Consider the following 23,761-nt stretch of genomic DNA (forward strand, 5'->3'; position numbering starts at 1 on the left):
ACATTTTCCCGATCTGCCCCCGTGTTCCCGGCCCGTACAGTGCGTCAGCTCTCACATATCCGTTACTGTAACTGTTAGTCTGATTCAGACGGAATACTATCCCTCACTGACACCATAACGCGAATGCATTCAGGAGTTTGAGTATGTTAAAAGTGATCCAATCCCCGGCCAAATACATTCAGGGTCCGGACGCGCTTTACCATGTGGGTAAATACATCAGACCATTAGCGGAAAAAACGTTGGTGATTGCTGATAAATTTGTCCGCGAGCTGGTGGGCGATATTGTGAATGACAGCCTGAGCGAATACGAAGTCAGCGGTGTCTTTGAAACCTTCGGCGGCGAATGTACTCATGAAGAGATCGACCGTCTGACCAAACTGGTGAAAAACCATAAATGCCAGGCAGTACTGGGCGTCGGCGGCGGAAAAACACTGGATACCGCCAAAGCCGTGGCGCACTTTGCCAAACTGCCGGTGATCATTGCCCCGACTATCGCATCAACGGATGCGCCGACCAGCGCACTGTCTGTTATCTATAATGAGCTCGGTGCATTTGACAGCTACCTGTTCTATCCGCAGAACCCGAATGTGGTGGTGATGGATACCAATATCATCGCCCGCGCACCGGCACGTCTGCTGGTGGCCGGTATGGGTGATGCACTGGCCACTTACTTTGAGGCGCGTGCATGCAGCGCAGCCGGAAAAGCCACCATGGCAGGCGGCAGCACCACACTGGCGGCACTGGCGCTGGCTAATCTCTGCTTTGATACACTGCTCAGTGACGGCATCAAAGCCAAACTGGCGGTGGAAGCCGGGGTCAGTACCAAAGCCGTGGAAAATATCATTGAAGCCAACACCCTGCTCAGCGGGCTGGGCTTTGAAAGTGCCGGACTTGCGGCTGCACATGCTATCCACAACGGCTTTACCGCCCTGGAAGAGTGCCACCACATGTATCACGGTGAAAAAGTGGCGTTCGGTACCCTCGTACAGTTAGTGCTGGAAAATGCCCCGGCGGAAGAGCTGGAAACCGTGCTGGAATTCTGTGCTCAGGTCGGCCTGCCGATCACCCTGGAAGAACTGGGTGTGGACAGCATCGGCACCGAGCTGGAAGAGAAAGTCATGGCGGTTGCCGAGCTGAGCTGCGCAGACAACGAAACCATCTATAACATGCCGTTTGAAGTTGATTCCGACCAGGTCTATGCCGCGATTATGGCTGCTGACCGTATGGGACGCGACTGGCTGTATTAATCTCCGGATTATCTGCTGACCTGTTGTTTTTCTGATCCCCGTACCGCATCCGCGGTGCGGGGATTTTATTTATTGCAGATTAATCCGGCTTATCATCCGGGATAAATCAGGTATCTTCATACAGGCATAATAAAAAAAATATATCAGCCAATGGAAACGTAATAATGCGGATAATGCATTACCTCACCGCCGGTATCATCATCACGCTGCTGGCCGGCTGCGGCAGTTATGATCCTATCAACCGCAGTATTGTCAGCGACAAAGTGCTTAAATCCACCGACGCGTTTAAAGCGACAGTCACCAACAGAAGCGAAGACCGTTTTATCGGTTTTTCTTATGATCCGAAGAAAAAAGAGTTTCTGATCGCCGGTGAAACCTATTCCTATATTGCACCGGTTGCGGAAAAAGTGCAGTTCATCATTGATACCCCCGCTATCCGCGATAATATCCGCGTGTTGTATCGTGATGAAAAAGGCTGGGGAATATGGCGCTACATTCTGGTTGATGATAACGGTATCCCGCTTGAAAAGCCGGTGCTTAACGATCTCACGCTGATAATGTGCTTTAACAGCACAGTGCCGCAGTCTCAGATCGATGAATACAAAAAAGCATTTGAACGCAAACGGATTTATTTTGCCCCTCACCTGAAAGAGCCGTGTTTTTATTTCCCGCTGGGTGACAGCCGCGCACAAATCTTTGCCGGCACCGCAGAATCAAAACGGGCGGCAAAAACCAGACTGCCGCGTCCGTTCCCGTACCTGCTTGATACCGTCACCACCAAAGATAAAGCAACGCTGGAATCTCAGAACCGTAAAGCCACCGCTCTCTCTCCGTTTGCCACCGTGGCAGACGGTGTACTGACCTTCGGACAGTATCTGGCACTGCCTTTCACCATGTGGTTTTGAGGGAATAACGATATGATGAAGAAAGGGTTTCTTTTATTTATTCTGCTTCCGCTGCTCAGCGGCTGTATGTCTGATGAAGAGTGGCGCGCCATGCAGATCTCGCGGCAGGCCGCCGGAGAACGGGAAATCTGTAAAAAAGGCGCAATAACCCTCGGGCGGGATTATGCACTGGCCGGTATCGACAGTGCGCCGGGGCTGGCTGAATACACCGCGTTGTGTGAAAAACATGATTTTGTGATTGACCGCAGTCAGTGGGACAGCGGCTATAAAAGCGGCAGCAGTCAGTACTGTGAGCCGTTACAGGCCTACAACACCGGTAAACAGAATTACACCTATCAGGCAAACCGCTGCAAAAAGAAACCCGCACAGATTTCGCAACTGAATAATGCCTGGCAACTGGGGCTGCGCTGGGCAGAAATAAACCGTCAGATCAGCGAACTGGAAACGGCTTATGACGATCTGGACAGCACCATCCGCAATCTGGAGTACCGCAAAGACAGCATGGACAAAGAAGATGCCCGTGAAGCCCGCTATCTGCTGCGCCGTCTGAAACAGGAACAGCGGGATGCGGAGCGGACACTGCGTCAGTACCGCAGCAGGCTGAGTGCACTCGACAATCAGAATCTTTCTGCCATCGTAAAATATAACGGATAAACCATGATAAACCGATTACCCGCCCTTCTGCCTGTGCTGCTCAGCCCGCTGCTGCTGAGTGCCTGCGGGACGATTGGTGATGCCCGCGACAGCTATAACTATTCTCTGTATGCTGCCTCTCCGGCGGGGATCGCAGAAAAACAGGCTCGTGAGGCGCAACAGGCTGAAGAAGCCCGGATTGCGCGCGAAAAAGAGAAGCAAACCTGTCTGACCTATCAGCGTGACTGGCGCGCCGCCGGCTACAATGCCGGCAGTGCCGGCGGACATCCGCAATATTACAACACTCTCCTGCGCGAGTGTCAGGCGCACAATCTGACATTCAGCAAACCGCAATGGGACGCCGGATACCGGCAGGGACTGAAAGACCGCTATTGCGTGTATGAAACTGCGCTGTATATCGGAACAGAATACGCATTTGACCAGATGATGGCGCAATGTACGCCGTTGCTTTCAGCCCGGCAGCAGCAAAACATGCAGATTTTTTATCAGAAAGGACAAATTATCTCACAACTGAAATCGGAACTGTCAGAGGCGAAATATGATCTGTCACAACCGGAAAGCAGACTGCGCTATGGCCGTGATGAAGAGATAACCCGTGAAGATCGCCGCGAATACCGCAGCCGGCAGCGGGAGGTCAGTGATTTACAGTATGAACTGGAGCTGATGCACTCAGAGGCACAACGCCTGCTGTTGCAAACCGGCGGCAGATAGTCCCCCGCCGGTGCTTATTATGCTGCCGGAAGCACTTCGGCAGCGATGGTATCAACCGCAGCTTTCAGTTCTTCCAGTGTGATTGCCTGGTCTTTATTGCTCATCTGCTCACCTTTATTTTTCCGGATCGCTTCAAGATACGGTTTTTTCGATACTGAATCTGTTATTTTCCATTCAAAATAGATAGAAGTATCCGCATCCCGGTTACCGATAGCCAGTTGTGTTCCGGCAACAATCAGCATCACCGGTAATACTTCATACGGTTTGAAATCTTTATTGGTCACTTTAACCGCAGTCACCACGCCCTCAAAACGCAGCACACCCGGTGCCGCGGTTTCCGTCAGCTGATACCGTTTTGCCAGTTCACTTTTAATCTGCTGATTGGTGTAACTGAGCAGAACCGTCATAAACTGTTTGCCCATTTTGTTATCTTCATGCAGCGGTTTAAAAACAACCGGTGTGAAGATCAGCTTTGTTTTCGGGCTTTCTGCGGTGAAATCGTCAGATATCCAGGATTTAATGATCTGACCGGAAGCGGTGTCAGTTTCTGTCAGACGCTGATAATTACTCAGGAAATCGGATTGTTCGGTCGTATCCGGCAGACGGCTTGAACAGGCAGAAAGCAGGAATACCATTGACACTGCAATAATATAGTTAGTGACTGAATGTGATGCGAAATTATTCATTCTTCTCTCAACATGTTAATGATTCTTTAAAATTCGCCGCAATGCTAGCACCGGGCAGAAGAGGAGACTGAATAGAAAATGCGGTTTGTACCCTGTATTCTGTATATAAAAAAACCGGCCGGAGCCGGTTGCTGTAATACCTTATTTTACGCAAGCGCCCGCGCCAGCAGAGATATCGGATGCTCGCATTTTTTGCTGGTCGACATCTCAATCTGCCATTTGCAGGTTTCGCAGTCACTGATCACCAGATCAATCCCGCTTTCTTCTATCTGACGGAACAGCGGGGAACCAATCGCCTGTGATGTTTCGTAATTTTCCTTTTTAAATCCGTAAGTCCCGGCGATGCCGCAGCACTGTGAATCGAGCACAATCAGCTCCACTCCGGGAATGGAGCGGATAAGCTCAAGGGAATACGCCGTCCAGCCCATTTTTTCCATATGACACGGCGTGTGATAACCGACTTTCAGCGGCATATGCTTCAGCGCCGGTTTGCGCCCGTCCTGCATCAGCCGGTAAAGATAGCGCGTCACCAGCTCAATGTTATCGCGCAGCGGTGCGGTATCCACATCCAGAATATGCGGATATTCATCCCGCAGGGTAAAGGCGCAGGTGGAGGATGTCGCAATCACCGGCATCTTCTGTTCAACAATGGCTTTGGTGAGGGACTCTACATTCACTGCGGCCTGTTTTTTCGCCTGCTTTGCAAAACCGTTGGCGATCAGCGCCACACCGCAGCATTTTTCCCGTTCCAGCAGCTGAACCCCTATCCCCATACTGTTAAACACCTTAATCACATCTTTGCCGAGCTGAGGATGGTTATAATTCACATAACAACCATGAAAATACGCGACCTGTTCGCCGAAGCCCGCCTGTTTTTCCTGCTGTTTTTTATACCAGCGGCGGAATGTACCGAAAGAGTATTTCGGCAGCTCACGGCGGTGATCAATTTTCAGGGCGGTATCCAGCAATTTGCGTACCGGTTTCAGACCGGTGATAGTATTGACCACCGGTGCAAACGGCGAGGAAAGTGATCCCATCAGATCAGTGTGACTCAGGATCGCATCGCGGATCTTCGGCCGTGACGGGTGATACGTCAGTTTGGCACGGGCAATAATATCCCCGATGCGGACATCTGACGGGCACGCCACTTCACAGCGCTTGCAGTTGGTGCAGAGCGTGAGTGCGTCATCATACAGCATGGCGTCTTTCAGGCGCAGCCGTTCACCGTCCGGCCCCGCCTGTTTCGGTCCCGGATAATCCGGATTCACTTTTGCCACCGGACAATACGTTGTGCAGACGGTGCATTTGATACAATTCTCGAACTGAGTTTGTCCCGTACTCATACCTGTTCCTCCGTTACCGCCGCGCCAATCTGCGCCAGAATCTGTTCAGCCGCATACATCGCGGTGACAAGGGAAACACCTGCGCCGCAACCCTCCTGTAACGGGTTATACCCGCCCAGCACCGCACCGACAGCACGGAGATTGGTGATGGCGCCCTGCGCATCCGCCGGATGCAGATGCGCATCTGTTGCCACCCCGGCTTCCAGATAACGCTGACGGGCAAACAGATCCGCGGATGTCCACTCCCGGCGCGGCAGCGTTTCTGTCAGTTGCAGATTGAGCAGCGGCTCATAGATATGGTCAATATCGCTCGCCAGCCCGTTACTGAAGAAGCTGCCGGTGGCCAGCACAAACTGCTCTGCCTGTACCGGAATGTCACCGTGATTGCGGGTAAACAGATGCGTAATACGCTGACCGTTACGACGGACAGAAATAACACTGTCCCCCGGCATAACAAATCCGCCCGCACGGCGGAAGCGGCCCAGCAGAGCCTGATGCAGACGCATTCCCAACAGTGACGGCGGCAGCGTCGGTAACTGATAAACCGTTTTATTCAGCTGCTGCTGTAAAAAAGTCACTCCGTCACTGTTTTCCGTCCCGAAGCAGGCCGGTAAAATCAGGATCTGTTCCGTGAGCCCGCACTGTGCCAGCTCATCCGCCAGTTCCTGCCGGTTTTGCGGTAAATCCAGCACACGGGCGATATTGACGGAACGAAACTCACTCGGGTTATTGCGTAATTTATCCAGGCACGGCAGATGCAGGGTATACGCCTGCGCCGGATACCCCTGACGGGTAAGCGCAGCGGCGGCCATTTCCGCCTGAAAATCAAGAAACCCGGTGATGCCGACAACGGCGGCCGGTTGCCAGTTTTCCGTCATTTTTTCGGTCAGTACCGGCACCACATCCGGCGTCAGCCAGCTCATCCGCCACTGCCCGGCCGGGGTCAGACGCCAGTGATTACGCTCCGCCGATCCCTGCAGCGGCAGGGTATCCTGCTGCAATAACGCCATCGCCTGCGATACACCCCGGCGTACCGCACTCTCCCCGATCACACTGTAGGGATGCGCAGGCGCCTGATGTGCCAGCGCCGCCAGTGCGGAAAGCGGTTCCGTGACCGGCTGCCCGTCCGGCAGCGCCGAGAGCAGATCCAGTGACGCGGAGGAGAAATGCAGTGCACTCTGTCCGGCGCTGATAATCGCGCAGCTCAGCCCGCTTTCTGCCAGTTTCACGCCGCAGGAAAGCCCGGCAAGACCCCCGCCCGCGATAACCACATCATATTTCATGCTGCTCTCCCTGTTCTTCTGTCCCGCTGTTTTCCAGTCCGCACAATCCCTGATACACCCAGCCGGTGAACTCACTTTCGCGCAGCGCATTCCCCCACGCCACCGGACGCACACCTTTCCAGCGTTCGTTCAGGAAGTGCATCAGTCCGGCTTCCGATTTTTCCGCCGTGGTTACTTTCAGCTGTGTCAGCAGCCCCGCCGCGCGGCAGGCGCACAGTTCACCCTGGCAGGTGCCCATGCCGACGCGGGTGCGGCGGCGCAGATCAAGCAGGTTATTCACTGTCAGGCTTTCCGCTGCATAACGTACCTCACCGGCGGTCACCGCTTCACATTCACATACCAGGCTTTTATCCAGGCGCGTGGTGTGCGGCAGCTCCGCCGCACGATCACCGTGGCGGTACACCGCCGAGCCGCGCAGCGGCGCAGGCAGGGAAATCACTTTACGCAATGTCTGTTCCGCCGAATGTGCCGACCCCGGCAGCGGCACATCTGCCGTGGAGCACGCCACGGTAATACCGAGCTTCGCGCACACCATATCGGTTGCCCGCTCCGCCATCAGCCGGTATGTCATCAGCTTGCCGCCGGTGATGGTGAGAAAGCCGTGCAATCCGTCACGCTGCGCATGATCCAGCAGCACAATCCCGCGGCTGATACTGCGTCCGGTCGGATCATCATCCGCCGCCACCAGCGGGCGGACACCGGCATACGCCCGCAGAATACGCGCCTGCGCCATTGCCGGTGCCAGTCGTGAGCCTTCACGGATCAGGGTATCGACCTCATCCGCTGTGACGATCATATTGTCGACATCATCATAAGGAATATGAACTGACGTGGTGCCGATCAGGGAAATGGTATCCCCCGGCACCAGGATATCCGCATCACCGGGTTTGCGGCAGCGGTTGATCACGTGCTGATTAAGGCGGTGCCCGAGGATCAGCAGTGCACCTTTGGCAGGCAGCATACTGATATGTACCCCGGTAAAACCGGCGATACGCTGACTCCAGATCCCCGCCGCATTCACCACGACCGGCGCATACAACGGATAACTGCGGTGATGACGGTGATCATAAACCTGCACACCAATCACCTGGTCCCCCTGACGCAGCACATCCGTGACTTCGTGATAAGTCAGCACCTGTGCGCCGTGCTCCCGCGCATCCAGCATATTGGCAGCAGTCAGACGAAACGGGTCAACTGTGCCGTCCGGTACTTTTACCGCGCCGCACAGCGCCGGGTTTACAGACGGCTCAAAACGCAGCGCCTCCTCCGGGGACATCACCTGTGTATCAATTCCCGCCGTGCGGCAGGCATCAATAAAAGTGGCCTGATAGGCCATCTCATCTTCCGGCAGAGTGATAAACAGGCCGTCTGTTTCCTCAACACAGTGACGGGCAATGTGCCGCAAAATCCGGTTTTCTGAAATACACTCGCGGGCAGATTCCGGATCAGTCACCGCATAACGGGCACCGCTGTGCAGCAGGCCGTGATTACGGCCGGTCGCGCCGGTCGCGATATCAAACCGTTCCAGCAACAGAGGGCGCAGACCGCGCCGGGCACAATCCCTGGCCATCCCGGCTCCGGTTGCGCCGCCGCCGATGATAATGACATCGGCTTCATTGACAGGTGAATCAGACATGGGTTCCTCTCAGTCATTTTCCTTTATTATGGTTACAGCTTAGCCGTTATTTTCCTTTCCATGATTGATAATGAGCAAAAACGAAACTAAATAACCATAATTAAGAGCGAAAAAAACCATAGTCGTGATGGATATCACATATTCGCAACATCAGGTATTTTTCTCAGAAAATACCCGTAAACCGACTGATTTTCCGCCGGTTTTCTGTCTGATTCACACCTCTGAGATTTAGTTATTGTCCCGCCGCAGATATGCGCTATGCTTTTAGCGCTAATTATATGTTTACCCTGTATATTTTATGTAACCAAAACAAAACAAAATAACTACACCCGAGTAATTACTTAGGTGATTACCTGAAATATCCGGTTATTCATCCGCAAAAATGCAAAATTAGCGCTTAAAACCCTTGGTTATATCAAATTTAAACGATCAGCTATTCGCTATACTTTGAACAGAATGTGATTTTATAACCAATCAGCAACCGGAAATGATTAGCATTTTTATCAACTGAAAGGATTCGGTTACTGATAACAATTTTGAGTACCTGTTTCAGATTTCGTTTTTACATTTTAACTTTCGATTTACCTGAACAATGGAGAAGCACAGTGCAAACCTTTAATGCCGATATCGCAATTATCGGAGCAGGCGGTGCAGGGCTGCGGGCGGCGATTGCTGCTGCGGAAGCTAACCCGAACCTGAAAATTGCTCTGATCTCAAAAGTTTACCCGATGCGCAGCCACACAGTGGCCGCAGAAGGTGGCTCTGCGGCTGTGACACAATCCCATGATTCCTATGATTATCATTTCAGTGATACGGTGTCCGGGGGCGACTGGTTATGTGAGCAGGATGTGGTGGAGTATTTTGTCGAACACTGTCCGGCAGAAATGACTCAGCTGGAACTGTGGGGCTGCCCGTGGAGCCGTAAAGAAGACGGTTCTGTCAACGTACGCCGCTTTGGTGGTATGAAAATCGAGCGGACCTGGTTCGCCGCCGATAAAACCGGTTTTCATATGCTGCACACCCTGTATCAGACCTCACTGAAATACCCGCAGATCCAGCGGTTCGATGAGCATTTCGTCCTCGATATTATTGCGGATGAAGGCCATGTGCGCGGTCTGGTGGCCATCAATATGATGGAAGGGACAAAAGTTCAGATCCGCGCCAATTCAGTGATTATGGCGACCGGCGGTGCCGGTCGTGTCTACCGCTATAACACCAACGGCGGGATTGTCACCGGCGACGGAATGGGAATGGCTTTCCGTCACGGCGTACCGCTGCGGGATATGGAATTCGTTCAGTATCACCCGACCGGTCTGCCGGGCTCCGGTATTCTGATGACAGAGGGCTGCCGGGGCGAAGGCGGTATTCTGGTCAACAAAGACGGCTACCGCTATTTGCAGGACTACGGCATGGGTCCGGAAACCCCGCTCGGTCATCCGGAAAACAAATACATGGAACTCGGCCCGCGCGATAAAGTGTCCCAGGCTTTCTGGCACGAATGGCGCAAAGGCCGGACCATCAAAACCAGCCGCGGTGATGTGGTCTATCTGGATCTGCGTCATCTGGGTGAGAAAAAACTGCTGGAACGCCTGCCGTTTATCTGCGAACTGGCAAAAGCCTATGTCGGCGTGGATCCGGTCAAAGAGCCGATCCCGGTTCGTCCGACCGCACACTACACCATGGGCGGGATTGAAACCGACCAGCGCTGTGAAACCCGCATCAAAGGCCTGTTTGCTGTCGGTGAGTGTTCCTCCGTCGGTCTGCACGGTGCGAACCGCCTCGGCTCCAACTCACTGGCGGAACTGGTGGTCTTCGGTCGTCTGGCCGGGGAAGAAGCCGCTAAGCACGCGCAGGAAACACACGCGGCCAACAGCAATGCTATCGATGCCCGTACCGCGGATATCGAAAACAACCTGAAAGCGCTGATGAACCAGAAAGGCACAGAAAACTGGGCCAAACTGCGCGACGAGATGGGTGAGGCAATGGAAGAAGGCTGCGGGATTTACCGCACACCGGAACTGATGCAAAAAACCATCGATAAACTGGCCGAACTGAAAGAACGTTTCAAACGCGTTGAAATCACGGATCGCTCATCTGTCTTCAATACCGACCTGCTCTACACCATTGAGCTGGGCTTTGGTCTGGATGTTGCGGAATGTATGGCGCACTCCGCCTTTAACCGTAAAGAATCACGCGGCGCGCATCAGCGTCTGGATGAAGGCTGTACCGAACGCGACGATGTCAATTTCCTGAAACACACCCTTGCTTTCCACAATCCGGACGGCTCGCCGCATCTGGAATACAGTGATGTGAAGATAACCAAATCCGCCCCGGCAAAACGTGTCTACGGTGGTGAAGCGGCTGCGGCTGAACAGGCGGCAAAAGAGAAGGAAAACGTCAATGGCTGAGATGAAAATGCTGAAAATGTCAGTGATGCGCTATAACCCGGAAACGGATAACGAGCCGCACGCTGTCACGTATCAGGTGCCTTACGATGAGCAGACGTCACTGCTGGATGCGCTGGGCTATATCAAAGACAACCTGGCGCCGGATCTCTCCTATCGCTGGTCATGCCGGATGGCTATCTGCGGCTCCTGCGGCATGATGGTCAATAAGGTGCCGAAACTCGCCTGCAAAACCTTTCTGCGCGAATACCCGCAGGGTATGCAGATTGAGGCACTCGGCAACTTCCCGATCGAGCGTGACCTGGTTGTGGATATGACGCATTTTATCGAGAGCCTGGAAGCCATCAAACCTTACATTATCGGCAATGATCGCAAACCGTCCGAAGGCCCGAATAATCAGACCCCGGGACAGATGGCGAAATACCATCAGTTTTCCGGCTGCATTAACTGCGGTCTGTGCTACGCGGCCTGTCCGCAGTTCGGTCTGAATCCGGAATTCCTCGGCCCGGGTGTGCTGACACTGGCGCAGCGCTATAACACCGACAGCCGCGATCACGGCAAAAAAGAGCGGATGAAACAAATCAACGGCGATAACGGCGTATGGACCTGTACCTTCGTGGGTTACTGCTCGGAAGTCTGTCCGAAACATGTGGACCCGGCAGCTGCGATTCAGCAGGGTAAAGCCGCCAGTGCGGAAGATTACATTATTGCCCGTCTGAAACCACAATAAGGAAAAGAGAAATGACGACCAAACGTAAGCCTTATGTGCGTGAAATGACACCGACATGGTGGAATAAACTCGGTTTTTACCGTTTTTATATGCTGCGGGAAGGCACCGCAGTGGTCCAGCTCTGGTTCAGCCTGCTGGTGATGTACGGCGTTTACTGCCTCAAGGGCGGTCCCGCAGACTGGGCCGGTTATGTCCACTTACTGCAAAACCCGGTGGTGGTGCTGATCAATATCCTGACGCTGGCCGGCACCCTGCTGCATACCGTGACCTGGTTTCAGCTGGCACCGAAAGCCGTCAATATCGTTATCAAAGACGAAAAAATGGGACCGGAGCCGATTGTCCGTCTGCTCTGGATTGTGACCCTCATCGTTAACGCCGTCATTCTGGCCGTTGCATTACTGTGGTAAGGAAGGGAACTGATATGATTAATCCGAATCCGAAACGTTCACAGGAACCGGTTTTCTGGGGAATGTTTGGCGCAGGCGGCATGTGGAGTGCCATCGTTTCACCGGCAGTTATTGTACTGCTGGCCTTTCTGCTGCCGTTCGGCCTCGCGCCGGATATGCTCAGTTATGACCGCATCCTGGCTTTCTGTCAGGGGTTTATCGGGAAGGTTTTTCTGCTGCTGATGATTATCCTGCCGCTGTGGTGTGCGCTGCACCGTCTTCACCACTGTATGCATGACCTGAAAATCCATGTACCTGCGGGACGCTGGGTCTTTTACGGTCTGGCAACGATCCTCAGTGTAATGGCCGTGATTGGTGTGTTCACACTGTAATCGGTGTCCGTTACAAAAAGACCGGCTTCTGAAGTGCGCCGGTCTTTTTTTATCTGCTGTCAGGCTACCTCTTCCCGGTTAAGCTGCCAGTAACTGAGCTGCACCGGAGAAAGGCCGCGAAATGTGAGTGTTGCGGGTTGCTGCGGGAAATAACGGCTGCTCATCACCGCCTCACCGTCATTGATAAAAATCTCCACACTCGAATGATCCGTCAAAATATGCAGCCGCGTCACTTCACCCTGCCAGTAACGGTGCAGCCAGTCACCGCTGACCAGACTGCGGCGGGACAGGCGGATTTCATGCCCGTCATAGGAAAAAATCAGATATTTGCTGAAGTTCAGGATAAGCGGGCCGGAGAGCCTGATAATCACTTCCAGCCGCCCCGCACTCAGTTCCAGTGCATTATCCGCCTCACCTGACCACTGTCCGCCCGCACCACGCAGGGCTTCCAGCTCTCTCACCGGCCGCTGGTACAGTTGTCCGTTACGCAGCGTCAGTTCACGGGGGCAGGTCATCTGATGAAGCCAGCCATTTTTGATTGTCGGCTGCTGCATCTCTTCGCCGCCCGGCGCACCCATCAGCGCCACCATAATACGTCGTCCGTCCGGGGCAAGTGTTGTCTGCGGGGCATAAAATTCAAACCCGGCATCCGTTTCGTAAACCTGAGGTTTATGACGGAAAATTTTGCTTTCATAATCAAAATCCCCGACCAGATATGCGCCGGGGGAAGTATTCAGAAAACGGGTGGGTTCGCGCGGCATACCACGGGGACAGCACAACAGCACCCATTCATCACCGAGCCGGAAAAAATCCGGATTTTCCCACAAATACCCGGCATCCCGCAGCCCGCCGCAGTGGCTGCCGGCCAGTACCCCCCGCAGTGCCCACTCACCTAACTCTGTTGCGTCGTACAGCAGCACACAACCACGGTCATTGACGTCACGGGCCCCCAGTACCATAAACCACTGCCCGCAATGCTGCCAGACTTTGGGATTAACCACATCGGCACTGTATCCTTCGGGCAGTCCCAGCGCAGTGCCGTATTTCTCAAACATGCCGTCCGCTTTTTCCCGTGCCAGGCACTGCCACGATGCACGGGAACCATCCCGGTACGACAAACTGCCGGTATAGCAAAGTGTCAGCGTGTTATCGTTTACCACTGCACTGCCGGAAAAACAGCCTCCTGAATCATAATTACCGGACGGCAGCAGCGCCACCGGCTCATGTATCCAGCTCACCAGATCCGCCGAAGACCAATGTCCCCAGCACGGTTGTTTATGCTCACACCCAAACGGTTCCCACTGATAGAACAGGTGCCAGACGTCATTGTGATATATAAATCCGGCCGGATCATTCATCAGACCGCACACCGGTGCTGTATGCCAGCCGGGATAATGCATATCACGCTGTGCTCTCCCCTGATGCTTCATTAAGGCCTGCACAATCCCTGACAACAGTACTGTCTGTGCCATATCCCTGTCCCCTGTATCCCCTTGTCCTGTTTTTCAGAAACTATGAAACCACAGATATGGTACAGAATGCGAGTACCAACCCTCTAAGATAATTCAGAATCCGACGGGTAACAGCGGTATATCCGGTAATTTCTTATTCTGTAACCGGTTTTTTATCTTACTGACACGTGTATCACTGTTTTATGAAAAAACAGTCTTGTGCAGGAATAACGGAACGGAGGGATACGGCAGAAAATAACGGTGTTAAACACCTGTCAGAACAGGTGTTTTTATCCGGAAACCGGACAGCATACGGCTACGCATTACCACGCAGAAAATACGATACATCCTCTTCCACACTTTCCATGGCCAGCAGTGCATCCAGTGTATCGCGGGCTTCCTGTTCATCGATAATGCTCATCGCAAAACCCACATGAACCAGCACCCATTTTCCCAGCATGTCTGACGGCTCACCTTCACACACCAGTGCGATGTTCACATCCCGTCTGACACCGCACACTTCCACCTGCGCATTGTCTGTTACAGAGTCACCCACGGCAACGATTTGCCCGGGAATACCTAAACACATAACCGGCTCCTGATTGACTGATATGTCCTTACCGGACTACTGAATTTCAATTTGTCTGACCTGCATGGCATCGCTGCTGTCCACCTGCAGGTTATGGCTGCCGCAATGCGGACATCCGGTATTAAACCCGGCCACACTGACCGGTTTCTGACAATCCCGGCACCAGGCCTGCGCCGGGACGGTGGTGACATGCAGTACGGCTCCTTCCGCCAGTGAATCACGGCAGACGATATCAAAGCAAAAATGCAGGGCATCCTCTTCAATGCAGGATACCGCACTCAGTTCAAGCCAGACAGCGGTGACGCGCTGCGCCCCGCTCTGTTTTGCCTGCTGCTCAATAATATCAAGCGCATTCTGGCATAACGTAACCTCATGCATCCGTCTGTCCTCAGGACATCAGGTCAGCCGGCATTTCAAATGCGGCGCGGCGGCGGCGTTCTTTCACAATCTCATCCATCTTATTGCGGTCAACCACCATTAATGCATGAGTCGGACACACTTCCACACAGGCAGGTCCGCCCGCGCGGGTATGGCATAAATCACACTTGTGTGCTTCCGCACGGTACTGCGGGATCGTGTTCAGCGCGGTGGTCTGTTGTGCAACAGGACGGCTGATCACTTCCATGGTGCCGTACGGACAGGCAATCACACAGGTTTTGCAGCCGATACATTTTGCCTGATCGACATACACGAAATCATCTTTACGGCTGATAGCGCCGTTCGGACAGACATTGGCACACGGTGCATCCTCGCACTGACGGCAGACAACCGCCGTACTGATGGTGTACCCTTTCATCACATGAATACGGGGAAAGAATTCATCTTTCACCACGGTTTCAATACCGGTTTCCTGCTCTTGATGCGAAACGACACAAGCGACTTCACATGTGTGACAGCCAATGCACTTCTTTGGGTCTGCAATGATGAAACGGTTCATCATACTCTCCTGAATGATACGCGGCGACTTCACATCCGGCACTCCGGTGCAGCCGTCCTCTGGTTAGAATAATCAGGAAATAAGCATGCATCGTGCCAGTCTGGCATTTTTTTTAATTTCAGTGAAATCAGCGTATTAATAAATAATGCTGCCGTACCGTGTGTCATAGTGAGAATATTCGTCACACAGTTCGACATTTTTGACGATAATTTTTATCATCAGCAGGTGTCATAATATATTAGGTTTTCATCCTGCTAAAAAATAGGGGATTGGATCAAACTTAAATCAGACAGCGATATTCTTTTTTTATAGAGTCATTACAATAATGGTTATTACCTCTCTGAAACTTATTTATACCTACAACTATTCAGAGCAGAATTAATTTTAAGAGCAATCCGTCCGGATCAGGAATGAGAAAGACGAAGATGAGCGGAGACGTTGTGGACAACACTGACAAGACCGAACACATACGCCATGAACGTGACCAGTACCGGATATTGGTAGATATCACCAACTCAGTGCTTTCCCATCTGGAGATGGATGGCCTGATTGCTGAAGTCTCCCGTGAGATCCACCGGTTTTTCGGGCTGAGCCAGATAAGCATTGCGTTGTGTGATAACTACAGTTCAGCTGTATATCTTTGTTATTCCAGTTATTATCAGCCCCGCAAACCCACAGAAAAGACATTATATCATCTGGATGAACTGCACCCTGATCTGGCACAGGTTCTGGACAGTAACCAGCCGATGCGTCTGACACTCGACAGCGCAACAAAAGATCCGCTGTATCAGCATGTCTGCGCGCAGGGCATGACAGAAACCCTGCTGCTGCCGCTGGCATTTAACCACAAACCACTGGGTGTTCTGGTGTTGTCTCATGAAAATAATCATATTTTTACTGACGATAACTGTAATCTTCTCAAGCAGATAGCCGCCCGGTTTGCCATTGCGGTGGATAACGCGGCTGCTTACGAAGAGATCACCCGGCTGAAAGACAGCCTGAAGCATGAAAACCTGTGGCTGAATGAACAGATTCACAATAACGAGAGTTTCAGTGAAATCATTTTCCAGAGTGATGCCATGCGTAACATTCTGGAGCAGGTGGATCTGGTTGCCGCCAGTGACAGTACTGTCCTGATCCTCGGTGAAACCGGTACCGGGAAAGAGCTCATCGCCCGTGCTATCCATCGCCTGAGTGAGCGCCATCACCGCAGCATGATTAAAATGAACTGCGCGGCTATTCCCTCCGGCCTGCTGGAAAGTGACCTGTTCGGCCATGACAAAGGGGCGTTCACCGGTGCGACCACCACCCATATCGGCCGCTTTGAAATGGCAGATAAAAGCACCCTGTTTCTTGATGAAATCGGTGATATGCCGCTGGATCTCCAGCCAAAACTGCTGCGGGTATTACAGGAACGGGAAATAGAACGCATCGGCGGTAATAAGGTGATTCCGGTGGATGTCCGGCTGATTGCCGCAACTAACCGCAACCTGAAATCCATGACCGATGATCGTGAATTCCGCGAAGATCTCTACTACCGGCTGAATGTGTTTCCTATCTGGATCCCGCCGCTGCGCGAGCGTCCGGAAGATATTCCGCTGCTGGCGACCTATTTCACACAGAAAATCGCCCGCCGGATGAACCGCAATATCGACTGTATCCCGCGTGATGCCCTGGAACAACTGAGCCGCTATCCGTGGCCGGGCAACGTGCGCGAGCTGGAAAATGTGATTGAGCGGGCGGTGATCCTGACACGCGGAAATACGCTTAATATTCAGCTGCATGAGCTGAATATCCCAAAGCATTCACGCCTGAAAACGGCGCTGGAGACACCAAGCTCACTGGAAAAACGGATGCAGACTGCCGCACCGGAGAGTGACGATGAAGAACGTGACCGGATTATTGCCGCGCTGAAAGCCACCAACGGTGTGGTCGCCGGTGCCCGGGGTGCCGCAACCCGCCTGGGCCTGAAACGGACAACATTATTATCCCGTATGCAGCGGTTAGGTATTACCGTACAGGATATATTTGAGGAAGATAATCACTAAGATGATATTAAAACAGCGTGCTTCTGAAATAAGAATATATCGCAAATAAAAATACATCTCAAAAATAGCTGTCGTAATATGTTCATTTATTTTGCAGACAATACTTTTACAGACAATACTATGTGATCAAAATTCAAAAACGGAATCTGTCTGACATCATAATTAAACAAAAAATGAAAATATAAAAAAACCGGCGGTCATTTCTGAACGCCGGTTTTTATCATATTATAACAGACGGATGATCACCCTTCCGCCGCTTCACGCAGACGGCGCTTAATACCGGTATATTCCTGGACAACATAATGCTCAGCCTGTTTCTGATCCGCAATCGGCTCGACACGGACAGCACAGTATTTATATTCCGGGGTTTTGGTAATCGGGCTGAGGTTTTCTGCCACCAGCTCGTTACATGCACCAATCCACCACTGATATGTCATATAAACCGCCCCTTTGTTCGGACGTTCACTGACATTGGCACGCGTGATAACTTTCCCCTGACGGGATGCCACCCAGACCAGTTCCTGATCTTTAATACCCAGCGATTTCGCATCTGCGGTATTGATCTGAACATAGCCCGGCTCATCCGCCAGTGCCGCCAGTGCTTTACAGTTACCGGTCATGGAGCGGCAGGAGTAGTGCCCCACTTCACGGACGGTTGCCAGCACCATCGGATACTCATCACTGACCTGATCAATCGGCGGACGCCATTCACAGGTATAGAACTGACCTTTGCCGTTCGGGGTATCAAAGATACCGCCGTCGTACAGGTATTCTGTTCCCTGATCACTGTCAGCCACATCGCGGCACGGCCACTGGATATACGCCAGATCCGCCATCTTCTCGTAGGTCGCACCATAATAGATAGGGCAGAGTTCACGTAACTCATCCCAAATCTCTTTGGTGTTGTTGTAATGCATCGGATAACCCATCGCGGTGGACATCAGACTGATAATTTCCCAGTCCGGTTTCACATCGCCGACCGGCTCAACCGCTTTATAGAAGCGCTGGAACCCGCGATCCGCTGCGGTATACACCCCTTCATGTTCCCCCCAGGAAGTGGCAGGGAAAATCACGTCGGCAATCGACGCGGTTTTGGTCATGAAGATATCCTGGACAATCAGCAGATCCAGTTTATCGAAGGTGCGGCGGATAGTCGCCAGATCCGGTTCTGTCTGAAGCGGATCTTCACCCATCACGTAGTGCGCCTTCAGTACGCCCTCGTCAATAAAGTGCGGAACCTCACTCAGCGGAATACCATTTTCGTCAGGCATTTTTTCGATGCCCCAGAATTTGGCAAATTTCTCCAGAGCGGCTTTATCTTCCACATACTGATAGCCCGGCAGAGTATTCGGCAGTGCACCCATATCACAGGCACCCTGAACGTTGTTCTGACCACGGACAGGACCGACCCCGACATGCGGTTTACCCAGGTTGCCGGTCAGTAACGCCAGGCTGGTCAGTGCGCGGACGGTTTCCACACCCTGATAGAACTGCGTGACACCCATACCCCACAGAATGACCGCATTTTCTGCTTTCGCATACATACGGGCAGTTTTGCGGATGTCATCGGCTTTCAGACCGGTGGTCGCTTCCACAGACTCTGGTGTATACGGCTCAACCAGCTTGCGGTATTCCTCAAACTGCTCGGTATGGCCATCGATAAAGGCTTTATCGTGCAGATTTTCTTCAATAATCACATGCGCTAACGCATTGATAAGCGCGATGTTTGAACCATTTTTCAGTGCTAAATGAATATCAGCAAGACGCGCTGATTCAATATAGCGCGGGTCACAGACAATAATCTGTGCACCCTTCTCTTTCGCCTTCACAATGCGGCGGGCGACGATAGGGTGTGAATCCGCGGCATTGTAACCGAAGATAAAAATACATTTGGTATCCTCAATCTCGACGATTGAGTTACTCATTGCGCCGTTACCGACCGAACGCTGCAGACCTGCAACCGAAGGGCCGTGTCAGACACGTGCGCAGCAGTCAATATTGTTACTGCCGACTGCCGCACGAACAAATTTTTGCATCACGAAGTTAGCTTCGTTACCCGGACCACGGGATGAACCCGTTGTCATAATGGCTTTCGGGCCGTACTTCTCTTTGATAGCCAACAGGCGGGAACTGGCAAACTCAATCGCCTCTTCCCAGGAGACCGGTTCCAGTTTGCCACCACGCTGACGGCGGATCATGGGGGTCTTTAAGCGGGGGGTTAAAATCTTGGTGTCATGAATGAAGTCCCAGCCATAATACCCTTTCAGGCAGAGCTCTCCTTCATTGGTGTGACCATTCGCGCCCTCCGCGCCAATGATCTTCCCGTTCTCCACCTTCAGGTTAATTTTACAGCCTGAGGCGCAATACGGGCAGACGGTGATGACTTTTTCCATCAACATTGCTCCTATATCTTCTTTTAGCGGATAAATACCGCCTTATCACCACCAGTCATGCAGGGTTTATGCCAATTTTAAATCTGAAATAAAAACCCTTTAACTTACTGAATATAGTTTGTTTTAATTTTTTTATTATGACCATGACAGGCGATGGCACTGACGGGATCGTCAAAAATGTCGAACGCGCCTGTCCGGTGTCAGATGACGACACGGACGCAGCCACGTCCCTTCAGAACAATTTTACAATTGCATGATGAATTATAACTGTGTTAAAGAAGTACAATATGATGGTGATCAATCATCCGCACCGCCGGTTTTTTTCCGTATTTCATAACAGTTTACGAAAATTTCCCTGCTGACTGTTGATATCGGTTCCCCGGTACTGTTTTACAATGACAGTAACAACGACTTAATTTTTCACGGCTCTTCCTGACGGATACTGCGCGTGGCTCCGCGTATTATCAAAATAATAAAAGAGAGATAAAAACCTGATATGAAAATTAATGATATTTTAATCGCCCTGCTGGTCGCCGTGATCTGGGGGGTGAACTTCGTGGTGATCAAAGTGGGCGTCACCGGTATTCCGCCGCTGTTTCTCGGGGCGCTGCGTTTTCTGTTTGTGGCACTGCCCGCAGTCTTCTTTATTCCGCGTCCGAAAATCGCCCTGAATCGTCTGGTTATCTACGGCCTGACTATCTGTTTCGGCCAGTTTGCCTTTCTGTTCAGTGCAGTCAAAGCCGGGATGCCGGCCGGAATCGCCTCTGTGGTATTACAGTCCCAGGTCTTTTTTACCATTGTTCTCGGCGGTCTGATCCTGAAAGAATCACTGAAAATCAGTCAGGTGATCGGCATTATTGTCGCCGTTGTCGGGTTAACCGTGCTGGCGAAAGGCGGGGACAGCGGCAGTCTGACCGATATTCCGCTGATGGCGCTGATGATGACGCTGGCCGGGGGCTTCTCCTGGGCCTGCGGTAATATCTGCAACCGTATCATTATGAAAGAGACACCGGACTGCAACGGTATGTCACTGGTCGCCTGGAGTGCACTGGTGCCGATTGTTCCGTTTATCCTGATGTCACTGTGGATGGAGGGTGCGGACGCGATTGTCAGCAGTATTTCCCATATCAGCCTGCTGACCGTGGGGGCAATTATGTATCTCGCCTATCTCTCCACGTTTGTCGGTTATACCTTATGGAGCCGTCTGCTGGGCCGTTACGAAACCTGGCGTGTCACGCCGTTTGCCCTGCTGGTGCCGTTTGCCGGGATTGCCAGCAGCGCGCTGCTGCTGGGTGAAACCATCACCATGATGCAGTTTGCCGGTCTCGGTTTTATTATGGCGGGTCTGATTCTGACGGTATTCGGCAAACGTCTGGTGTCACTGCTGACACGCAGACAATCAGCCTGAAGAGAATAACAGTCAGCCCGGATGTTTACGGGCTGACTGACCGGCAAAATTACAGCGTGTACAGTCTTTCTCTCATTATACGCTGTTGTAATTGTACATCCGGTAATGAGTGCTTCCGGTCATTATCCGGTATACTGACCGTATTTCCGGGCTTATACGGCACAGCATAGTTATTTTCATGCAATGATTCATATCCCGGCTCCTCTGATTTCACATTGCTGCCTGCATCCAGGCTATCACGTGGCACAGCATAAGTATCGTCGCAGACCAGCACCATGTTCCCTGAGTCAATTACATTGTCTGTATCCCGGTAAACATCCAAATCTTCATAAATATGATTTGCAGGGTCATCGGCTTCTGCTGTTCCGGTTTCACCGCTGACCACACGGTAAGCTCCCGTGTCTTCATAAAGATTATTTTCAAGGTCATCGGTTTCTGCTGTTCCGGTTTCACCGCTGACCACACGGTAAACTCCCGGGTCTTCATAAAGATTATTTTCAAGGTCATCGGCTTCTGCTGTTCCGGTTTCACCGCTGACCACACGGTAAACATCCAAATCTTCATAAATATGATTTACAGGGTCATCGGCTTCTGCTGTTCCGGTTTCACCGCTGACCACACGGTAAGCTCCCGTGTCTTCATAAATATGATTTGCAGGGTCATCGGCTTCTGCTGTTCCGGTTTCACCGCTGACCACACGGTAAGCTTCCCGTGTCTTCATAAAGATGATTTACAGGGTCATCGGTTTCTGCTGTTCCGGTTTCACCGCTGACCACACGGTAAACTTTCCAGGTCTTCATAAAGATTATTTTCAAGGTCATCGGCTTCTGCTGTTCCGGTTTCACCGCTGACCACACGGTAAACATCCAAATCTTCATAAATATGATTTACAGGGTCATCGGCTTCTGCTGTTCCGGTTTCACCGCTGACCACACGGTAAGCTCCCGTGTCTTCATAAAGATGATTTACAGGGTCATCGGCTTCTGCTGTTCCGGTTTCACCGCTGACCACACGGTAAGCTCCCGTGTCTTCATAAAGATTATTTTCAAGGTCATCGGCTTCTGCTGTTCCGGTTTCACCGCTGACCACACGGTAAGCTTTCGGGTCTTCATAAATATTCTCTCTGGCCGAAAACCTCTCCAGCGTTATCACTCTGCCCGGCTTATCACTGCCCTGCTGTTCGCTGAGATGCAAACCAAATGATGACAACATGCCGGAAACGGCAGATTTAACTGTATTCCACGCATTCAATAAAACAGACTTAATCCCGGATGTACTGATATATGACGATAAGCGGTTACTGTCTGCTGAATCATAAATATTATTCATCAGAGTCTGACTATCCGGATATCCCTGTGTTCCCTGTATTCCCTGTGTTGGTCCCATAATAATTCGCTTTATTGTGTTTTAGTGTCGGATTTTATATCGTTATACAGTTGTACCAATGTATTAAACTGCTCGTTTGTCTGTACCATTTTTGAACAACCACTTTCACGCAACTGCAATACAATTTCCTCCGGCATGTTTTTATTACCCGGCTTCAGTATTTCAATCGCTCCGGCGACAACACCGGTACGGCCAATCCCCGCACTGCAATGAATAAACGGCTGCGGTTTGTAGCCGGAGTTCAGTCTGGTCTGCTGCTCAATTTTTCCATTGATACACTCAACCAGTTTTTTCAGTGCCGAAGGAGCAATGGTCGTACAATCTTCCCAGTTTGTAACATGCATAACCGATATCGGTGTTGTTTTGCCGTTTGCAGTTATTTCTATCCGGTAATTGTTCAGTTCAAGATTATCAACCTTTGTACTGCGGGCACTAACGTTCTCATCAACTTTGTATTTCACCGAAATATCACCATAGCAGTCATTCCGGCAGAAATACGCCGGAAGATGCCGGTTAGTGATATCAACACGGGAAGAAAGCACAACCAACACCCCCGGTTTTTGATCCGCAAGCATACAAAGATGATCACGAAGTCCTTCCGGCTTAGGGTACTGACTGCGCATCGCCAGGTTCACCCCGTCAACTTTCATTTGATTTGCAGGCAACCCCTTGTTTTCCGGTGTAAACAACTGAGTTGCTCTGCAAGTATCGATATTCCTGTAGCGCTGATGATTTACGTCGGTAAGAAAATTATTCTGCTCCACTTTAGCTGCTGTTTTTATCTCCAATTGCTTAAATACATCACCTGATCGTACTGCTTTTATATACTCTGTGGGCGGAGTGAATTCAGGCCGGCCTCTTCGCTGTGCCGGTGACTGATGTGCCGCCTCCCCCGGTAATGGCATTCGCGGGCGCGCCTGCAATAACGGAGGAACCGGTGCAGGGTAAGGTGGCGGCTCCAATAACGGAGGAACCGGTGCAGGATAAGGTGGCGGCTTCAATAACGGCGGAATCGGTGCAGGATAGGGCGGCGGCTTCATAAATGCAGGACGAAACGGCACTGCCGGAAGTCGGCTTAATGGTTCCTGTAACACTATTATCCGCCCCTGATGCTGTGCTGACCTTGGCGGGAGGGGCGGTGGCAGAACATCATTATTCGGAGTGCGGCAGG

22 protein-coding genes are annotated in these 23,761 nt (G+C 51.8%); 10 read left to right on the top strand and 12 right to left on the bottom strand.

Features of this window, described 5'->3' with window-relative positions:
* Positions 1 to 143 precede the first annotated feature (143 nt).
* The 4 genes from JC793_RS16450 (at position 144) to JC793_RS16465 (ending at position 3,517) form a co-directional block, all read left to right on the top strand.
* Positions 144 to 1,247, top strand: coding sequence for a glycerol dehydrogenase (locus JC793_RS16450; protein WP_107680453.1), 1,104 nt, complete (start codon positions 144 to 146; stop codon positions 1,245 to 1,247).
* Positions 1,248 to 1,411: 164 nt separating this feature from the next.
* Entirely contained in the window at positions 1,412 to 2,152 is a 741-nt protein-coding gene (locus JC793_RS16455; RefSeq protein ID WP_166708574.1) for a hypothetical protein, read from the top strand.
* A gap of 12 nt (positions 2,153 to 2,164) precedes the next feature.
* On the top strand, positions 2,165 to 2,806 hold the full coding sequence (locus JC793_RS16460) for a DUF2799 domain-containing protein (RefSeq protein ID WP_166708575.1): 642 nt from the start codon (positions 2,165 to 2,167) through the stop codon (positions 2,804 to 2,806).
* Between the two features lie 3 nt (positions 2,807 to 2,809).
* On the top strand, positions 2,810 to 3,517 hold the full coding sequence (locus JC793_RS16465) for a DUF2799 domain-containing protein (protein WP_166708576.1): 708 nt from the start codon (positions 2,810 to 2,812) through the stop codon (positions 3,515 to 3,517).
* A gap of 17 nt (positions 3,518 to 3,534) precedes the next feature.
* Here JC793_RS16465 and JC793_RS16470 read toward each other — a convergent pair whose 3' ends face one another.
* The 4 genes from JC793_RS16470 to glpA all read right to left on the bottom strand — a co-directional run bounded on the left by JC793_RS16470 (position 3,535) and on the right by glpA (position 8,465).
* The gene (locus tag JC793_RS16470; RefSeq protein ID WP_218426710.1) at positions 3,535 to 4,203 is read right to left on the bottom strand and encodes a DUF3313 domain-containing protein; all 669 of its coding nucleotides are present in this window, start codon (positions 4,201 to 4,203) and stop codon (positions 3,535 to 3,537) included.
* Positions 4,204 to 4,349: 146 nt separating this feature from the next.
* On the bottom strand, positions 4,350 to 5,546 hold the full coding sequence (gene glpC, locus JC793_RS16475) for an anaerobic glycerol-3-phosphate dehydrogenase subunit GlpC (protein WP_166708578.1): 1,197 nt from the start codon (positions 5,544 to 5,546) through the stop codon (positions 4,350 to 4,352).
* Positions 5,543 to 6,829: a glycerol-3-phosphate dehydrogenase subunit GlpB gene (glpB, locus tag JC793_RS16480; protein ID WP_218426712.1), complete on the bottom strand. Its 1,287-nt coding sequence runs from the start codon at positions 6,827 to 6,829 to the stop codon at positions 5,543 to 5,545. Before glpB ends, glpC begins: the two co-directional genes overlap by 4 nt.
* Positions 6,819 to 8,465, bottom strand: a complete 1,647-nt coding sequence (gene glpA, locus JC793_RS16485) for an anaerobic glycerol-3-phosphate dehydrogenase subunit A (protein WP_218426714.1) — start codon at positions 8,463 to 8,465, stop codon at positions 6,819 to 6,821. Before glpA ends, glpB begins: the two co-directional genes overlap by 11 nt.
* Positions 8,466 to 9,070: 605 nt before the next feature.
* Here glpA and frdA point away from each other — a divergent pair.
* The 4 genes from frdA to frdD are packed head-to-tail and all read left to right on the top strand — an operon-like array spanning position 9,071 to position 12,378.
* Positions 9,071 to 10,873, top strand: coding sequence for a fumarate reductase (quinol) flavoprotein subunit (frdA, locus tag JC793_RS16490; RefSeq protein ID WP_107680448.1), 1,803 nt, complete (start codon positions 9,071 to 9,073; stop codon positions 10,871 to 10,873).
* Positions 10,866 to 11,600, top strand: a complete 735-nt coding sequence (locus JC793_RS16495; RefSeq protein WP_046893067.1) for a succinate dehydrogenase/fumarate reductase iron-sulfur subunit — start codon at positions 10,866 to 10,868, stop codon at positions 11,598 to 11,600. The genes frdA and JC793_RS16495 overlap by 8 nt, the downstream gene beginning before the upstream one ends.
* Before the next feature lie 11 nt (positions 11,601 to 11,611).
* Positions 11,612 to 12,007 carry a fumarate reductase subunit FrdC gene (gene frdC / locus JC793_RS16500; RefSeq protein WP_046893068.1) on the top strand — a complete coding sequence of 132 codons (396 nt, stop codon included), beginning with the start codon at positions 11,612 to 11,614 and terminating at the stop codon, positions 12,005 to 12,007.
* Between the two features lie 14 nt (positions 12,008 to 12,021).
* Positions 12,022 to 12,378: a fumarate reductase subunit FrdD gene (frdD, locus tag JC793_RS16505; protein WP_107680447.1), complete on the top strand. Its 357-nt coding sequence runs from the start codon at positions 12,022 to 12,024 to the stop codon at positions 12,376 to 12,378.
* Between the two features lie 59 nt (positions 12,379 to 12,437).
* Here the strand turns inward: frdD and JC793_RS16510 are convergent, their stop codons facing one another.
* The 4 genes from JC793_RS16510 to hydN form a co-directional block, all read right to left on the bottom strand.
* Positions 12,438 to 13,850, bottom strand: a complete 1,413-nt coding sequence (locus JC793_RS16510) for a sucrose-6-phosphate hydrolase (RefSeq protein ID WP_166708581.1) — start codon at positions 13,848 to 13,850, stop codon at positions 12,438 to 12,440.
* A gap of 295 nt (positions 13,851 to 14,145) precedes the next feature.
* Positions 14,146 to 14,418 (bottom strand): hydrogenase maturation factor HybG, encoded by a 273-nt coding sequence (gene hybG / locus JC793_RS16515; RefSeq protein WP_046893071.1) that lies wholly within the window; start codon positions 14,416 to 14,418, stop codon positions 14,146 to 14,148.
* A 36-nt stretch (positions 14,419 to 14,454) separates the two neighbouring features.
* Positions 14,455 to 14,796, bottom strand: a complete 342-nt coding sequence (gene hypA / locus JC793_RS16520; RefSeq protein WP_046893072.1) for a hydrogenase maturation nickel metallochaperone HypA — start codon at positions 14,794 to 14,796, stop codon at positions 14,455 to 14,457.
* A 10-nt stretch (positions 14,797 to 14,806) separates the two neighbouring features.
* Positions 14,807 to 15,355: an electron transport protein HydN gene (gene hydN / locus JC793_RS16525; protein WP_046893118.1), complete on the bottom strand. Its 549-nt coding sequence runs from the start codon at positions 15,353 to 15,355 to the stop codon at positions 14,807 to 14,809.
* A 410-nt stretch (positions 15,356 to 15,765) separates the two neighbouring features.
* Between hydN and JC793_RS16530 the strand changes: the two genes are divergently transcribed.
* Complete coding sequence (locus tag JC793_RS16530) at positions 15,766 to 17,403, top strand: sigma 54-interacting transcriptional regulator (RefSeq protein WP_282098091.1); 1,638 nt, start codon at positions 15,766 to 15,768, stop codon at positions 17,401 to 17,403.
* Between the two features lie 242 nt (positions 17,404 to 17,645).
* Here the strand turns inward: JC793_RS16530 and fdhF are convergent, their stop codons facing one another.
* Positions 17,646 to 19,796, bottom strand: a complete 2,151-nt coding sequence (gene fdhF, locus JC793_RS16535) for a formate dehydrogenase subunit alpha (protein ID WP_218426716.1) — start codon at positions 19,794 to 19,796, stop codon at positions 17,646 to 17,648.
* Positions 19,797 to 20,292: 496 nt separating this feature from the next.
* On the opposite strand from fdhF, the gene JC793_RS16540 reads away from it, so the two are divergent.
* Entirely contained in the window at positions 20,293 to 21,204 is a 912-nt protein-coding gene (locus JC793_RS16540; protein WP_218426718.1) for an EamA family transporter, read from the top strand.
* Between the two features lie 49 nt (positions 21,205 to 21,253).
* On the opposite strand, the gene JC793_RS16545 is transcribed toward JC793_RS16540, so the two are convergent.
* The 3 genes from JC793_RS16545 to JC793_RS16555 all read right to left on the bottom strand — a co-directional run bounded on the left by JC793_RS16545 (position 21,254) and on the right by JC793_RS16555 (position 23,684).
* The gene (locus JC793_RS16545) at positions 21,254 to 21,925 is read right to left on the bottom strand and encodes a hypothetical protein (protein WP_218426720.1); all 672 of its coding nucleotides are present in this window, start codon (positions 21,923 to 21,925) and stop codon (positions 21,254 to 21,256) included.
* Positions 21,926 to 21,966: 41 nt separating this feature from the next.
* Positions 21,967 to 22,533, bottom strand: a complete 567-nt coding sequence (locus JC793_RS16550) for a hypothetical protein (RefSeq protein WP_218426722.1) — start codon at positions 22,531 to 22,533, stop codon at positions 21,967 to 21,969.
* Between the two features lie 68 nt (positions 22,534 to 22,601).
* Positions 22,602 to 23,684: a protein-tyrosine phosphatase family protein gene (locus JC793_RS16555; RefSeq protein ID WP_218426725.1), complete on the bottom strand. Its 1,083-nt coding sequence runs from the start codon at positions 23,682 to 23,684 to the stop codon at positions 22,602 to 22,604.
* Between the last annotated feature and the right edge of the window lie 77 nt (positions 23,685 to 23,761).

It is taken from the genome of Morganella morganii, assembly GCF_019242955.1.
In the GTDB taxonomy this organism is placed as follows: Bacteria; Pseudomonadota; Gammaproteobacteria; order Enterobacterales; family Enterobacteriaceae; genus Morganella; species Morganella sibonii.

Coding starts and splice junctions, on each gene's coding strand:
- JC793_RS16450 (WP_107680453.1), top strand. CDS start 144: ATGTTAAAAGTGATCCAATCCCCGGCCAAATACATTCAGGGTCCGGAC.
- JC793_RS16455 (WP_166708574.1), top strand. CDS start 1,412: ATGCGGATAATGCATTACCTCACCGCCGGTATCATCATCACGCTGCTG.
- JC793_RS16460 (WP_166708575.1), top strand. CDS start 2,165: ATGATGAAGAAAGGGTTTCTTTTATTTATTCTGCTTCCGCTGCTCAGC.
- JC793_RS16465 (WP_166708576.1), top strand. CDS start 2,810: ATGATAAACCGATTACCCGCCCTTCTGCCTGTGCTGCTCAGCCCGCTG.
- JC793_RS16470 (WP_218426710.1), bottom strand. CDS start 4,203: ATGAATAATTTCGCATCACATTCAGTCACTAACTATATTATTGCAGTG.
- glpC (WP_166708578.1), bottom strand. CDS start 5,546: ATGAGTACGGGACAAACTCAGTTCGAGAATTGTATCAAATGCACCGTC.
- glpB (WP_218426712.1), bottom strand. CDS start 6,829: ATGAAATATGATGTGGTTATCGCGGGCGGGGGTCTTGCCGGGCTTTCC.
- glpA (WP_218426714.1), bottom strand. CDS start 8,465: ATGTCTGATTCACCTGTCAATGAAGCCGATGTCATTATCATCGGCGGC.
- JC793_RS16495 (WP_046893067.1), top strand. CDS start 10,866: ATGGCTGAGATGAAAATGCTGAAAATGTCAGTGATGCGCTATAACCCG.
- frdC (WP_046893068.1), top strand. CDS start 11,612: ATGACGACCAAACGTAAGCCTTATGTGCGTGAAATGACACCGACATGG.
- frdD (WP_107680447.1), top strand. CDS start 12,022: ATGATTAATCCGAATCCGAAACGTTCACAGGAACCGGTTTTCTGGGGA.
- JC793_RS16510 (WP_166708581.1), bottom strand. CDS start 13,850: ATGGCACAGACAGTACTGTTGTCAGGGATTGTGCAGGCCTTAATGAAG.
- hybG (WP_046893071.1), bottom strand. CDS start 14,418: ATGTGTTTAGGTATTCCCGGGCAAATCGTTGCCGTGGGTGACTCTGTA.
- hypA (WP_046893072.1), bottom strand. CDS start 14,796: ATGCATGAGGTTACGTTATGCCAGAATGCGCTTGATATTATTGAGCAG.
- hydN (WP_046893118.1), bottom strand. CDS start 15,355: ATGAACCGTTTCATCATTGCAGACCCAAAGAAGTGCATTGGCTGTCAC.
- JC793_RS16530 (WP_282098091.1), top strand. CDS start 15,766: ATGAGAAAGACGAAGATGAGCGGAGACGTTGTGGACAACACTGACAAG.
- JC793_RS16540 (WP_218426718.1), top strand. CDS start 20,293: ATGAAAATTAATGATATTTTAATCGCCCTGCTGGTCGCCGTGATCTGG.
- JC793_RS16545 (WP_218426720.1), bottom strand. CDS start 21,925: ATGAAGACACGGGAAGCTTACCGTGTGGTCAGCGGTGAAACCGGAACA.
- JC793_RS16550 (WP_218426722.1), bottom strand. CDS start 22,533: ATGAATAATATTTATGATTCAGCAGACAGTAACCGCTTATCGTCATAT.